Source organism: Paenibacillus sp. FSL R5-0810 (genome assembly GCF_038002285.1).
Classification (GTDB): Bacteria; Bacillota; Bacilli; order Paenibacillales; family Paenibacillaceae; genus Paenibacillus_AQ; species Paenibacillus_AQ lactis.
Window position 1 is genome coordinate 5,260,337 of record NZ_JBBOCF010000001.1, and the last position, 14,397, is coordinate 5,274,733.

Consider the following 14,397-nt stretch of genomic DNA (forward strand, 5'->3'; position numbering starts at 1 on the left):
AAATATAATGACTATATATTCAGTCATTTATTTTATTGGAAATCACTCTAAAAAGAGGTTGGAGGAATAAACAATGAGCGAAGTAAGCCAAAGAATTCAGAATTATTTCAAAGATTTCGAGCACGCGAACAATATGTACGATCCGGAGCTTCTAGATCCCTTGGTGAATGACCCCTTGGTGGGCGCCTATCCATCCGGTGACGTACATGCGGTGAAGAAGGAGGATTACTTGGCAGGGACGAGAGAATCGGGGGAATACTTAAAATCTTTAGGCTATCAGTTTTTCAAGCTTACGCCCGTAAAGGAAACCCCTTTAAAAGACAACTATGTGCTGGTAGAAGTTAAAGGCACGGCGAGAGTCGAGCAGGCTTCGGGTAAATCCTTCGATCTGGTTCATGATTCTTTTTACATTTTGCATGTTAAAGAAGATTCGATTAAGATGGTCTTTACGATTACCCATGATGCCCCTACACAAATGATGGAGGATCAAGGATTCCTAACAGCAGAATAAGGTGAAGAACGGGAGGAGCAGTTAGCGTTGAGCAAGCAGAAAGAACGCTTTGAAACCATGAGAGCCGAGGCTACGGAGAAGATTTTATTATCGGCAGCTAAACTTTTCGCTACAAAAACGTTTGGCAAAACCACAATGCAGGACATTGCGGATGATGCCGGTCTCAGTAAAGGGTTAGCATATCGGTACTTTGCTACCAAAGAAGAAATCATGAGCAGGCTGATCGAAATTTCGATCCCCGGGTTTGACCGTATGGCAGGGCTCTTTGAACAAGAGGGCAATGAAAAAGATGTGATCATAGAAGCAACCACATTTTTGCTGGGTAACCTTCAAGAGGATCCTTCCTCCACGGATGGGCTGCTTCTAATTAGCCAGATCGATAGTTTTACAGATCGAGAGCTGAGCCCGGATCTGAAGAATGCCGTACGGGCCTCGATGAACCGGTTGATCGATAGCCTATCAGAGCTCATTCAAGCCGGGCAGCGGCAAAGCGATTTCAAGCCGGGGGACCCGCGAAGATTGGCTTTATTCTATTACAGCACGTTCCAAGGCGTGGCATTTACTAGCCGAAGTTTCCAAGGCAATTATGTTTTTCCGACGACGGAGATGTTTTTGGATTTTTTGATTCAACGAAGGTAACAACCTTAAAGGCTGCTAGCATGCTGGCAGCCTTTTCTGTACTAACTTCTATGGGTATCCGTTTCAATTAAGCGATGCGACCCAGGAAGGATTGCAGAATGCGCCGCAAATCTCCCGGCTTGCTGAGCATCGGCAAGTGGCCGGATTCCAGTTGTTCAACGGAATGCGGGGATAGATGCGATATCATTTTATTTTGCAGAGAAGAAGGGAATTCCTTGTCCTTCGTCAGCTTGACGTACAGCTTCGGCACAGCCGGAACGGCCGCATGAGCCCGGTCCGTGTATACGCGTACGGCCTCGGGAACGAAGCCTTGTACGAGCCCCGTCGTCTGTTCCTCTGACAGGTCATTGCATAAGCCGGCGCGGATGGCGGATTCCGGCGGTTTGGTACCCCATTTGCGCAAAATGGCCGTCATGAGCATTCGTTTTGGGAAAGGAAGAACCGACACGAACGAACCGCCGTTCTTAGGGATCGCTGCCCCTACGGCGACAAAGCCGGCCAATCGATCAGAGAATTTGGAAGCGAGCTTTAGGGCTAGAACGCCTCCGAGCGAATGCGCTACGATGACAAACCTATCGATGCCCCATTGATTCACTTGTTGTTCCATATGGTTGACATAATCCTCTAAAGCCAGGTCGCTCCTTGAATCGACTGGTCCCTTCCTAAGTGGAAAATCGAGAAGTAAAGAAGGATGACCCAGTCCCTCCGCAACGTTACTCCATATTCGGCCCTCCAATCCCGCCCCATGGATAAATACAAAACCGATCTCTTCGTTCGTGTTCTTCTTCATATAAGTTAAACTCCCCTCACAGGTTGATATGCTGCGTGTTATTTGTGAACATCGTATCACGTAAATAAGACAAATCATGTCTTATTTAAATGCTATAATGAAAAAAACTTCGAAGAGAAGGTGACCCATGCAAAAGTCGCAGCGTCTCATTCAGCTGATTATGATGATCAATGCGAAAAAGTCATTTACCGTTCGAGAGCTTGCCGATGAGTTCGGGCTATCCACTCGAACGATTACCCGTGACTTGCAGGAGCTGTCCGAGCTCGGCATCCCGATCTATTCCATTCAGGGAAGAGGGGGAGGGTACAAGCTGCTTCAAGACAGGATGCTGCCGCCCATCAGCCTCTCGGAAAGCGAAGCCATCGCGATGTTCTTCGCGTGCCAGTCACTGGACTATTTCTTCTCCCTGCCATTTGGCGAGGGGGCCGAATCCGCACTGCAAAAGTTCTATCATTATCTGCCTGCCGATATCAAGGAGCAGATCGATCGGCTGGACGGGCGAATCATGTTATGGAGTCCGTACCGTTCCATGGCTCCGGGGATTCTTCAAACGCTGATGCAAGCCATCATGACCGGCGAAGTGGTCACCATGGAGTACAACTCCAGCAGCGGGATAGCCAAGCGGGATATTCAGCCCATCGGCCTTTACACGAGCTCCGGTTATTGGTACTGCCCGGCTTATTGTTTTGAGCGGGAGGATATCCGTCAGTTCAGAGCGGATCGGATCCTGTCGGCAGCGCTCAACCCATCGGTCCCTCCCCGGGATGAGATCCGGAAGATGACGCTGATGAATAAGCCGGAGAAAGGCCATCTGGATCAAACGGTGCTGCATATCGAGATCACCAGGAAGGGAGTATGGCTTCTGGAATCCAATCCCCGGTTTGCCCCGAGTATACAGCGCAACGAAGACGGAAGCGGAGCGGCAGCCATTCAGATTGCCACGGAGGATTTACGTTTCTATGTAGACTTGATCTGGAATCTCGGGAGCGAGGTCAAGATTAAGGGGCCGGTTGAAGCGATCACATACATTCAGGAAAAAGTCGAAGCGATGCGTTCCTTGTATAGCTAAGCATTATTTCAAGAGAATCCAGCAAGTCTGACGATTGTGGAGCATTCCCGAAAAGAAAATGCCCTTTCGCCGCCGGTGTACCCGGGGAAGCGAAAGGGCGTTTTTTTAACGCGGGCGTCATCCCTTCTCCGAACCAAGCATGACGCCTTTGGCGAAATACTTTTGGGCGAACGGATAGATCAGCAGTACGGGAATCATGGAGATGAAGATGGTGGCGTTCTTCACCGCGTCCGGCATTAGCGCCTTCGTGCCCTCCACTTGTGATTCCTCCGCGTACTGCAGAATCAGCATATCCCTGAGCACGACCTGCAAGGGGTATTTGTCCACGTCGTTCAGATAGATCATTGGGAGAAAATAGCTGTTCCAGTGTCCCATGAAATAGAACAGTCCGATCGACGCAAGCGCCGGCTTCGACAGCGGGATGATGATGCTCCATAAAATGCGAAACTCCGTCGCACCGTCCAAAATGGCCGATTCCCGCAGCGATTCGGACATATTCTCATAGAAGCTTTTCAGAATAAGCAGCTCCATCGTCCAGATGGCGTTTGGAAGGACGATGGCCCAGATGCTGTTCAGAAGACCCAGCTTGTCGACGACCAGGTAGGTCGGGATCATGCCCCCGTTCAGGAACATCGTCAGGACGATGCCGATAACAAAGAACTTCCGCCAGAACAAACCGGGACGGGAGAGCGGGTATGCAGCTACAGCGGTCATCACGAGATTTATGAGCGTGCCGAGCGCCGTATACAAGATGGTGTTCAAATAGGCCGAAGGAATCCGGTCCTCCGAGAAGATATAGCGATACGCATCGAGATTAAAGCCTACCGGCCACAGAAACACTTTGCCTTGCGCAATCGCCGACGATTCGCTGAACGAGATAGCGATAATATATATGACCGGATACAGCGTGGCGACCGCTACAGCGGATAAGATGAGCGTGTTGAAGATCGTGAACAGACTCCATCTTTTTTCTCCTACCATAAGCTTTTGCCCCCCATTCTTCTGCTGATCAGATTTGCGGCAACGAGCATGATCAAAGCGATCAAGGCTTCAAAAATCCCCACGGCGGCTGCGAAGCTGTAGTCACGCTCGATCAGACCTTTTCGATAGACATACGTCGAGAATACGTCCGCCACCTCGTACGTCATCGGGTTATACAGAAGGAGCACTTTTTCGAAGCCGATTCGGAACATGGAGCCTGCCTTCAGGATAAATAGGACAAGGATGGTCGGCAATAGCGAAGGAAACGTAATATATCGCATCAGATGCCAGCGCTTCGCGCCGTCCACCTTGGCGGCTTCGTACAGGGACGGATTAATGCCGGCAATGGCAGCAAGATAGATGATTGCTTCATACCCCATCGAGGCCCAAATATCCGATGCGACATAGATCGTCCTAAACCATTCGGGCGCGATCATGAAATAGATTTTCTCGAGCCCGATCCATTGCAGGAATTGATTGAGCAGACCGCGTCCTGGCGACAGGAAGTCGATAACCATGCTGCAGATGATGACGATGGACAGGAACGCGGGCAGATAGCTGAACGTTTGCACCGACTTTTTAAAGCGCTTGTTGCGCACTTCGTTCAATAGGATGGCGAACAGGATCGGGAACGGAAATCCCCACAGTAAGCTGTACAGCCCGAGGAGCAGGGTGTTTTTGAACAAGAGCCAGAAGTCGTTGCTGCTGAAAAAGGTGCGGAAATGCTCGAGGCCAACCCATTCGCTGCCCAGAATGCCTTCAAACACGCTGTAGTCTTTGAACGCGATAATGAGCCCGTAAATAGGGCCGTAACGGAACAAAATGTAAAACACGATACAAGGGAGCAGCATCAGCAAAAACTGCCGGTCTCTCTTCATGTGCTGAAGCTGGGAGATCAACCAGGACGGTTTGGCTCTGGACGGCCCGGCTTCACCTGCGCTCATCTTCGGATTCATCGACATACCTCCTTGAACAAATAGGACCGTACGCCCAATGAAGGGAGGGGGTACGGTCTCTCGGTCATCTTCTAGCTCTCCTTACTCGGCATCATAACGCGCTTGCGCCGCATTATACGCACCGACGAACTCATCTTCGCCGAGTTTCTTTGCTTGCTGAAGCCACGCATCCCATTCCGCCTGACCGTGGGAAGCGGTTAAGACGTATTTCGCGCTGAATTCCTCGCCCGCCTTTTGCAGCGCTTGGGTGAGCTCCGCGATCGTGGAGGTCTCCTCGTCGGTAAATTTCAGGACCGGATCAAGCGCAAGCTTCTTATCCTTCATCATATCCTGCGCTTCCTGCTCTTTCTCGGTGAAGTTATAGTACACGCTGCGGGAATCGGTGCGGACATAGAAGCCTTGCGTCCACAAGCCGTATTTATCCTCAAGCGCTTTAATATCAACGAGCTCAAGGTCCTTCAGCTCCGGATAGACAGGTCTGCCGTTCTCGTCAAGCTCATAGTTGACGCCTTCCTGGCCCACCGTCATCAGCTCTGCGCCGGACGGGCTTGTCAAATAATCCAGGAGCTTCATGGAGACTTCGGTGTTTTTGTTCTTTGCCACCGCATGGCCGAACGTCGCGATTTTCGGCAGGCTGAGCGTTTTGCCGGATGGGCCGATCGGATTGCCGTAACGGAGATCATAGTCCGGAGTGGCGTCTTTCGCTTGGGTTGCGAACATATCGAGACGGCCGATCCAGTCATAGGTGACAAATGAATTGTTGCTGGTCATCTTGGCAGTCCAGTTGGCGGACGTATCGGTCATAAACTCCGGATCAAGCAGTCCCTCATTATAAAGCTTCTTCATGAAATCCAGCATTTCTTTAAACTCCGGCTGGGTGAACGAGAACTCCCATTGCTTCGTTTCCTCGTCATAATTGTTCGGGTAACCGCTGAGCCCCCAGCTGTGTCCCCAATCCCGGAAGATGTTGGCCTGCGTCTTGGAAGAGTACGGGACGGAGTTCGGATACAATTCCTTCAGCTTCTTCAGCGCCTGATAAAATTCGTCCTGATTGGTCCAAAGCGGGATATTATGCTTGTCGAAAATGTCTTTGCGGTACAGGAAGCCGTGATTCACTTCGCGGTTGATGCCGTAAGTCGGCCATGTGTACAGATTTCCCTTCTCATCGGAGTAAGACTTCATGACCCAATTGTTCTCCGGATTGTCTACGTAAAGTGCCTTGAAGTTGGGCAGCTGGTCGAGGTAATCGTTGATGGCGGCGAAGGCGCCTTTGCCGCCGAGGTCGTTGAGCTCCGCGAGCGAAGGGCCGTGAATAATATCCGGTAAATCCCCGGAAGCCAGAATGAAATTCAGCTTTTCTTTGAACGTGGCGGTGGAGTAAAATTCGAGGTTGACCTTAACGCCGGTTCGCCTTTCCAGCTCTTGGACGGCCCACTTCTCGTTCAGCTTGGTAGAGTCGCTGACGACAAGCATCTTAATCGTGGTCGGTTTATCGACGAGAGGGAGGGCAAGACCTCCAGTATCGCCGTAATCGGCGGCCGCCGCTTGCCCGCCGCCGGAGCCGGCCGGCGCAGGCGATCCGTCGGAACCGGCGGCAGGCGGGTTATTCCCGCTGCCGTTCCCGCTGCATGCTGCAAGAAGCGAGATTAGAAGCGTCAAAACCAGTGCTGCAGAAAACATCTTTTTTGACATAAATGCTCCTCCTTTTTTAATCTGGCGGTCTTCATTGAAGCCCATTGCATGAGAGACGTCTTGCTTCTATATGTGATAAGGCACTCTCAACAAAAAAGGATGAAAACTAATTATGAATTAGATATAATGCAGTGCGGTAGTTAATTTAACTGTTGACAGCGTTTTCAAATGTTTATTAGAATGTAGTTGTCAATTAGATAATATGCATAACGTAATGGTCTGTCAAGAACTAATTGGGAGGTGCATGATGAAACGCGCGATTGCAATGATGCTCATGGTGGCGATGGTGTTCATGCTTGCAGAGCCTGCAGCTGCCGGCTCGGGAGCGGGCGGGGATGAGTTCGACCGGTTAAGGGCGAAGTGGCGCAATTATCTTACCGGCGGGGATATGTATGAGCTTCCGGTTCAGGATCCCGCTGTTCAGGCCCGCATCGATTCGATTTCGGCAGGCGGGCAATCCGCTTGGGACAGCATGAACAAGGAGCCCGGCAGAACGTACTTGTGGGAAGATGCGGTAGAAGCCAAATTCCCCAGCTCGTCTTATATTTATGAGAATTATAAGCGGCTGTACCGCATGGCGCTGGCGTACAGCACGAAAGGTTCGGAGCTGTACGGCGATGCGGCATTGTTGAGCGATCTGATTCAAGGCTTGGACTGGGTATACGAGAATCAGTACAACGAGCGGCTGGACTGGAAGGTCAACTATCATCACTGGGAAATTAACGTACCGACCGTTCTAAGCAATATCACAACACTGCTGTACGATCAGCTCGGACCCGAACGGGTGGGCCATTATATGGACGCTGTCCACCGGTTCGCCAATGACCCGACGACGTACGCGCTGTCCGTGGTTCCTTCTTATGGAGCGAATCGGCTGTCGGAATCCCTGCCCATCGCGCTTCGCGGCATACTGGTGAAGGACGGCAGCAGGCTGGCGCTCGTCCGGGACCGGCTGAGCGATTATGAAGCGCTGATCTTTCCCTATGTACAAGAAGGGAACGGCTGGTACAGAGACGGCTCCTTTATCTCCCATGACAGGCACGCGTATAACGGAACCTACGGATTGGAGCAGTACAGCATATTAATTACGTTAATGTACTTGCTGGACGGCTCGTCCTGGGAGCTGTCCGATCCAAGGGTGGAGAATGTATACCAATGGACGGACGACGGCTATCTTCCGCTCGTCTATAACGGGCGGCTGATGGATATGGTGAACGGGAGATCGACTGCAAGGCAAGGGGCGAGCGATCACGTCCAAGGCAACAAGCTGATCGATTCCCTGCTGATCCTGAGCGAGTTCGCGGAGCCGGAACGGGCGTCCGTGTACAAACAGGCGATCAAGGCATGGGTGCTGGGCAAGGACCAGCTTGATTACCGCAGCACCGCGTCGATCCCGATGCTGCTTCGCGTGAACAGGATTGTGCAGGACGCGACCATTCCCGCGGCGGTCCAGCCGGTCTACATGCAATATGCCGGCATGGACCGTGCCGTTCAGCAGCGGCCTGGCTATGCATTCGGCCTGAGCATGTTTTCGAACCGGATTTACGATTTTGAGACGGTGAACGGGGAGAACAAGAAGGGGTGGTATACGTCGTCCGGGATGACCTATCTCTACGATGATGATGATCTGCAGTATAACAACAATTATTGGGCGACGGTGAATATGAAGCGGCTTCCGGGCATCACCGTAGACGCGGAATACGACCGTCCGGAGATGGACAGTAACAAGCTGAGCACCAAAAGCTGGGTCGGCGGCGTGGAAATATCGGGCGAATTCGGAGCTTCGGGCATGGAGCTGGAAGGGTACCGGACGACGCTGAGCGCCAAAAAGTCTTGGTTTGCCTTTGATAACGAAATTGTGGCGCTCGGTTCCGATATAAACAGCACGGATGGTAGGACGATCGAGACCATTATCGAGAATCGCAAATTGAGCGGTGACGGAGGGCAGGCGCTCACCGTCAACGGACAACTTCAGCCAACGTCGCTAGGCTGGAGCGCAGCGATGGAGCATGTCCGGCATATTCATCTTGAGGGCCCGTCGGGCAGTGCCGGCACCGGGTACGTATTCCCGAATGAGGGAACGACGGTGCACGCGCTCCGGGAGGAGCGAAGCGGCACTTGGGGCGAAGTGTCCAACCAGGCGACGGACCCGACCGTGTATAAGAACCGATTCCTGAACCTATGGTTCGATCACGGTAAAAGCCCGGCGGGCGGCTCGTATGCTTATACGCTGCTTCCGAACCGTACGGCCGGTGAAGTGGCCGATTATTCGGCGCAGCAGGACGTGACGATTCTGGAGCAGGACGATTACGTCCATGCGGTAAGGGAGAATCGATTGCAGCTGACAGCTGCTTTGTTCTGGGAAGACGTGAGACGCACGGTCGATCAGTTGATTACCGTGGATAAGAAGGCCGCGGTAGCCGTGCGGGAAACGGGGGACGAATTGGAGGTCGCCGTATCCGACCCGACGCAGGAGAACCGGGGAATCATTGAGGTGGAAATTCACCGGGCCGCCGCCGGTGTCGTAGCTTCCGATCCTTCCATTAAAGTGCTGAGCATGTCGCCGACAATCAAGCTGGCCGTTCAGACAGGAGGAACCCTGGGACGGACGCAGTCGATCACGTTCTCGAAGGCAGGCGTAGAAACGCCGCCAAGACTTGCGTTATCACCGGTTGCGGATGCGTCCGTTCACAATGGGGATGAAGCGGCAGAGCCGTTCGGATCGGCTTCGACCATGTCGGCTAAGGACGACGGGGACGTAAGGAACAACCGGAAGGCGTACATGAAGTTCGATCTGACTTCGGTGGATACGGTGAACAGGGCCGTATTGCGCGCGAAGACCTTTAATCCGGAAGGCAAGTCCGCGGTGCTGAACGTGCTTGGCGCCGGTGACGGCTGGAATGAACAGGATATGACATGGCTGAACGCTCCTGCTGAAGAGACCGGACCGCTGGATTGGGTATGGATTAACGGTATGGAGCAGTATTACGAGTGGGATGTAACCGAGTACGTTCGCGGTCAATTGGCGGGCGATCGAACAGCGACCCTTGTCGTAACGGGCGCGGATTATGAAGGGGTCAACTTGGCGCTTCACAGCAAGGAGCATTCCTACGGTACTCCGCAGCTTGTTATTGAGGGAAGCTTCGCATCCGGGGGTCCGGTTCCGCCCGAGGAGCCGGCTTACGGTGAAGCGGTGACGGCGGCGCTTGACGAGCCATTCGACGCGACTGCTCCGGGCGAGCGGCCTCCGGGGTGGGCGACCGAGCCGGAGGGCGGGTCGGCAATCGTCTGGGAGCAGCCGGGCGCAATGAATGACCGGGAGCTGCAGCTGGCAGGAGGCTCTGAAGGATTAACGGCCGGCGTTCAGTTTGAAGCGCAAGAGGGCTTGCTTTATGCGCAGTTCCGGATTCGAGCGGAGCAAGCCTCTGTGCCGCTGCACTTCGATTTGCTGCCTGCTGCCGGGGAATCGCAGGCGATACGCATTTCGATGAACGGCAAGGGACGGATGATAGCCAGCGACGGCTCCTCGGTTGCCAATCTGCAGGCTTACGCTGCGGATACCTGGTATAAGGTGAAGTTGGTCATCGACACGCAGGCCGGCAGCTACGACGTGTACATTGACGAGGCAAGGAAAGCCGCAAGACTGGGCATGCCGACGCAGACAGCGGTTGACGAGATCCGGTTTGTGGCCGGTACCGGAGGGCAGTTTCTCATCGATGATATAGCGGCAGGACTCACGAATCGGATGGAGCCGGCACCATCGCCGCAGGACAAACAAAACAGCGATGCTTCGGCTGCGGTGCTGCCGCCTTACACGGTGAGCGACCATTTTAATGCGGCGGATGCGGAATCGCTGGTTGGCTGGGCACTGAGCCCGACGGGGGGCACCATTGGGCTGTCCGATATGCCGAGCGAGGCCAACCGAAGCTTGACGATTCGCAATACAGGCGCGGGCTCGACCTCGGCCACCAGACTATTCGATGCTCCCGACGGCCGCGCGGCCATCGAGTTCTGGCTGAAGCCCGAGCAGAGCAATCAGACGTTCGGCGCGCCGTATATCCGCGATGCCGGCAATCGGGATATCGCGATTATCCTGTTTAATAACAGCGGCAATATTACGGCGTTCAACGGAGCAACATCGACGGTGGTAACCCCTTATCAGGCGGGAAAATGGTATCACATGCGGGTTGAGCTCGATCCGAGCGCCAAAACCTACGATTTATACGTTAACGGCCAATTGGCGGCAGACGACTTCGGATACCGCAATACAAGCAGCGGCCGCGTCAGCCGGCTCCTCTTCTTCAGCAACGCATCGGCCGGAGCCATGCATATCGATAACGTTCGAGTTATCTCGGAGGAAGACGAGTTTGAAGCTCCTCCGCCGGGAGTCAGTCCTTCCATCGCCCTGGTCGCACCTGAAGAGGCAGGACCGGGCGAGGCTGTGCAGGTGAAGCTCGATCTCCTGACGCTGGGATACCGGGTATTGCCGGAGCGGATGGTGCTGGGCTATGACGAGGATGTATTGGACTTCGAAGGACTGGCGGCAGGTGATCCGGCTGCGGCATACGATGTGTTCAACACCGGAACGGGCGAGCTAGTTATCACCTGGACCAACGGAGCGCATGCTGAGGCCAGCGAGAGTCTCCCGGCATTGAACTTCCGGGTGAAGGAAGCGCCAGGCTCTACGGAAACGACGCTAAGGCTGTTCTCATCCGAGCTTTATCTGCTGCCAAACGGCGTATCGATCCGGACTCAGCAGGATGAGGCAGGGCTAATCCTTACTTCAGATACGGCGTTCGATTATACGGTGAACGATAGCTTCAACATCATCGGAAGCGAAGCGCCTTCCGGCTGGCAGCTGAATCAGACCGGAGGGGAAGTATCGCTCGCGGATAATCCGAGCGTGGATAACCGCAGCTTGAGCCTCCGCAATACGAAGGCAGGCCAGACGGCAGCGATCCGGGCGTTCGATTCATTAGAAGGCGAGGTGACCGTGGAGTATTGGGTCAGACCGGAGCAGACCAATCAGACCTTCGGCGCGCCGTACATCAAGGATGCCGCAGGCCGCGACAACGCGGTCATCCTGTTTGTGAACAACGGTACGATTCATGCCTACGACGGTGCGTCGGCTCGGACGCTGATGCCGTATGAAGCGGGACAGTGGTATCACATGAGAACGGTGGCCGATACGGAGTCGAAAACCTACGACCTGTATATCAATGGTACGCTCGCTGCAGACGGCTTCGCCTTCCGTAATCCAGACAGCATGGGCATCGATAAGCTGCAGTTTTTCAGCAACGCCTTAACGGGAACGCTGCTTCTCGATAATGTCCGGGTCATTTCGGAGGAGGACCGTGCAAACCATCCCAGCCCTGAGAATATGCCGGGCCTGACGCTCGCCGCCCCGGAAGAGGTAAGAAGCGGGGAGCAGTTCCAGGCGACGCTTGAACCCAAAGCCGGCAGCTCCGGATTAGACGTGCGGGCGGAACGGGCTGTGCTTGTTTATGACGAGACGCTGTTTGACTATGAAGGATCAGCCGAGGAGGGGCCGGGTCAGGCCTATACCGTACAAGAAGGAATGCCCGGCCGGCTGATCCTCACTTGGAACCGCAGCGGCGGAGCGGACGGGAGCGCCGGAGCGGCTGTCTTGAATTTCCGCATGAAGGAGGCTGCGGAAGAGGCTGCGGGCTCGCTGCGTCTGTATGCAGGGGAGGTGCTATTACTGCCGGGCGGGATACCCGTTCAGGCGCCGGAGGCTGAAGTCGTTGTGCGGGCAATTACCGACTCGAAGGCTCCGGTTACGGTGATGACCATGCTTCCTGAAGCCCCTGACGGAGCGAACGGCTGGTATGTGTCTCCTGTAAGCATCAAGCTGAGTGCCACCGACGATGGGTCAGGCGTCAGCCGGATCGAATACAGCCTGAACGGCGGCGCGGAGTGGCTGACCGCAGGGACGGACAGCGCCGAATTGGAATTCGCGTCGGACGGGGAGTACCGTCTGCTCTACCGCGCGGTGGACCTGGCCGGACATACGGAAGCGAAGCGCGAAGCGGCATTCCGGATTGATCGAACCCCGCCGAGCGTTCAGACCAACGTGGTGACCGGAGCGGTTTACGCGAATGACGAAGTGCTTAAGCTGCAGGTGATCACGCATGATGAGGGGTCCGGCCCGGACAGCTCGCGCACCGCCTTGCTGCTTGACGGCCAGCCGATCGCTCCGAATGAAAGCGTTCCGCTGTATCTGCTTGAGCCCGGTCCTCATACGCTTATGGTCAACGGAAGCGATATGGCGGGCAATTCGAGTCAAGCCGAAGTGGTCTTTCATACGGAGACGAGCGCGGCGGTGCTCAGCCGCTTGGTCGACCTGTTTGAAGCATCGGGCGCGATTGATAACGGCGGGATTGCGAACAGCCTTCGCCGGAAGCTGGGAAGCGGGGAGCTGCAGGCGTTCCTGCATCAAGTCGAGGCCCAGAGAGGCAAGCATATTGCGGAGGCGGAAGCCGATATTTTAATCCGGGACGCCTTGTCCTTGCTCGACTCCTGAATGGTGGATAGAAAGCTGGCTAATCAAACGATAAAAAATGGAGGAAACCAGACTGATGAAAAGCGTCGTAACCCATGAACAACAGGTAAAAATTATCGAGAGCGATAAGCCTCTCATGAAGCCGAATCACGTTCTTATGAAAACCAGCTATTCGATGGTGAGCCCGGGCACGGAATTATCGATCATTCATCGAAGCGGAGGGACGCCGAGCAAGCTTGGATACAGCGCAGCCGGTATCGCGGTGGAGGTCGCAGGCGAGGTGACGGATATTCGCGTCGGCCAGCGGGTGGCTTGCTACGGCGCACCGTACGTGAACCATTCCGAATATTTGCTGGTGCCTAAGCATTTGATCGCCCCCGTTCCAGACCATGTCAGCCTGAAGGAAGCCTCGGCCGCCGGCTTAGGCGCCATTGCCATACACGGTTTGCGCCAGTCGGGGCTCGTATTCGGCGAATGCGCCGTTGTCATCGGGCTCGGCGTCATCGGCCAGCTGGTCGCCCGAATCGCTCATGCCGCCGCCATAAAGGTCATTGCCATTGACCTATACGAGGAGCGGCGAAAGACGCTTCAGGAGGTCGCAGGCATTACGGTGTGCGCAACCTTCGAGGAGGTAGAGGAGGCTATCGGCAGCGTAACGGGCCATATCGGTGCCGACGCCGTCCTTCACTGCGCCTCCGGCGCCCAGAAAGAGCTGCTGGACCGCAGCTTTGATTGGATTCGCGATCGCGGTAAAATCGTCATCGTCGGGGATATGGTGATGGAATTCAGCCGCGGACAAATGTTCAAGAAGGAAGCGGATGTCGTCATCTCCCGGGCCGGCGGGCCGGGGCGGTACGACCCGGAATACGAAAGGGAAGGGCGCGATTACCCGATCGGATTCGTCAGATGGACGGAAGGCCGGAATATGAAGGAGTATATCCGCCTCCTGTCGGAAGGGCGAATATCCGCGGGATCGCTCATTACGACACAAGTGCCGTTATCCCATGCCGCGGATATTTATCGGGATTATACGTCCAGACCGGACCAAATCCTTGGAGCGGTTATCTCGTACTGATTGTTACGCTAGTGCAGCGAAGGCGCCCGGTCGTGGGCGCCTTTTTACGATTGCGCCTTCATATGCCGCGGCGGCCGCGTGCGCTTTGCCATATGCGCGCTTGCAAGCGGGCTCCAGTTTGTGTATGATGCTGATGAAAATAGGGATCGGAGGTCGGGCGA

The 14,397-nt window shown here is 54.6% G+C and carries 9 protein-coding genes; 5 read left to right on the forward strand and 4 right to left on the reverse strand.

The features are described from left to right. Positions 1-73: 73 nt before the first annotated feature. Together MKX76_RS23415 and MKX76_RS23420 are read left to right on the forward strand one after the other, a co-directional pair. Entirely contained in the window at positions 74-511 is a 438-nt protein-coding gene (locus MKX76_RS23415; RefSeq protein WP_213616785.1) for a hypothetical protein, read from the forward strand. Between the two features lie 27 nt (positions 512-538). After that, complete coding sequence (locus MKX76_RS23420) at positions 539-1,150, forward strand: TetR/AcrR family transcriptional regulator (protein WP_341034677.1); 612 nt, start codon at positions 539-541, stop codon at positions 1,148-1,150. Between the two features lie 67 nt (positions 1,151-1,217). Here MKX76_RS23420 and MKX76_RS23425 read toward each other — a convergent pair whose 3' ends face one another. Continuing rightward, positions 1,218-1,940 (reverse strand): alpha/beta fold hydrolase, encoded by a 723-nt coding sequence (locus tag MKX76_RS23425; RefSeq protein ID WP_341034678.1) that lies wholly within the window; start codon positions 1,938-1,940, stop codon positions 1,218-1,220. A 127-nt stretch (positions 1,941-2,067) separates the two neighbouring features. On the opposite strand from MKX76_RS23425, the gene MKX76_RS23430 reads away from it, so the two are divergent. Then, positions 2,068-3,009 (forward strand): helix-turn-helix transcriptional regulator, encoded by a 942-nt coding sequence (locus MKX76_RS23430; RefSeq protein ID WP_341034679.1) that lies wholly within the window; start codon positions 2,068-2,070, stop codon positions 3,007-3,009. Positions 3,010-3,126: 117 nt separating this feature from the next. Here the strand turns inward: MKX76_RS23430 and MKX76_RS23435 are convergent, their stop codons facing one another. From MKX76_RS23435 to MKX76_RS23445, 3 genes are all read right to left on the reverse strand, one after another. Then, positions 3,127-3,990, reverse strand: coding sequence for a carbohydrate ABC transporter permease (locus MKX76_RS23435; RefSeq protein ID WP_007129107.1), 864 nt, complete (start codon positions 3,988-3,990; stop codon positions 3,127-3,129). Beyond that, the gene (locus MKX76_RS23440) at positions 3,984-4,946 is read right to left on the reverse strand and encodes an ABC transporter permease (RefSeq protein WP_077568869.1); all 963 of its coding nucleotides are present in this window, start codon (positions 4,944-4,946) and stop codon (positions 3,984-3,986) included. Before MKX76_RS23440 ends, MKX76_RS23435 begins: the two co-directional genes overlap by 7 nt. 81 nt (positions 4,947-5,027) lie before the next feature. Next, entirely contained in the window at positions 5,028-6,638 is a 1,611-nt protein-coding gene (locus MKX76_RS23445) for an extracellular solute-binding protein (protein ID WP_341034680.1), read from the reverse strand. Positions 6,639-6,885: 247 nt separating this feature from the next. Here MKX76_RS23445 and MKX76_RS23450 point away from each other — a divergent pair, with 247 nt between their 5' ends. Next, positions 6,886-13,182 carry a polysaccharide lyase family 8 super-sandwich domain-containing protein gene (locus MKX76_RS23450; protein WP_341034681.1) on the forward strand — a complete coding sequence of 2,099 codons (6,297 nt, stop codon included), beginning with the start codon at positions 6,886-6,888 and terminating at the stop codon, positions 13,180-13,182. 55 nt (positions 13,183-13,237) lie between these two features. Then, on the forward strand, positions 13,238-14,236 hold the full coding sequence (locus tag MKX76_RS23455) for a zinc-dependent alcohol dehydrogenase (protein ID WP_341034682.1): 999 nt from the start codon (positions 13,238-13,240) through the stop codon (positions 14,234-14,236). Positions 14,237-14,397: the final 161 nt, after the last annotated feature.

Bases quoted from the DNA above. Each gene is read 5' to 3' on its own strand.
- MKX76_RS23430 (WP_341034679.1), top strand. From the start codon at position 2,068: ATGCAAAAGTCGCAGCGTCTCATTCAGCTGATTATGATGATCAATGCG.
- MKX76_RS23450 (WP_341034681.1), top strand. From the start codon at position 6,886: ATGAAACGCGCGATTGCAATGATGCTCATGGTGGCGATGGTGTTCATG.
- MKX76_RS23415 (WP_213616785.1), top strand. From the start codon at position 74: ATGAGCGAAGTAAGCCAAAGAATTCAGAATTATTTCAAAGATTTCGAG.
- MKX76_RS23455 (WP_341034682.1), top strand. From the start codon at position 13,238: ATGAAAAGCGTCGTAACCCATGAACAACAGGTAAAAATTATCGAGAGC.
- MKX76_RS23445 (WP_341034680.1), bottom strand. From the start codon at position 6,638: ATGTCAAAAAAGATGTTTTCTGCAGCACTGGTTTTGACGCTTCTAATC.
- MKX76_RS23425 (WP_341034678.1), bottom strand. From the start codon at position 1,940: ATGAAGAAGAACACGAACGAAGAGATCGGTTTTGTATTTATCCATGGG.
- MKX76_RS23440 (WP_077568869.1), bottom strand. From the start codon at position 4,946: ATGAATCCGAAGATGAGCGCAGGTGAAGCCGGGCCGTCCAGAGCCAAA.
- MKX76_RS23435 (WP_007129107.1), bottom strand. From the start codon at position 3,990: ATGGTAGGAGAAAAAAGATGGAGTCTGTTCACGATCTTCAACACGCTC.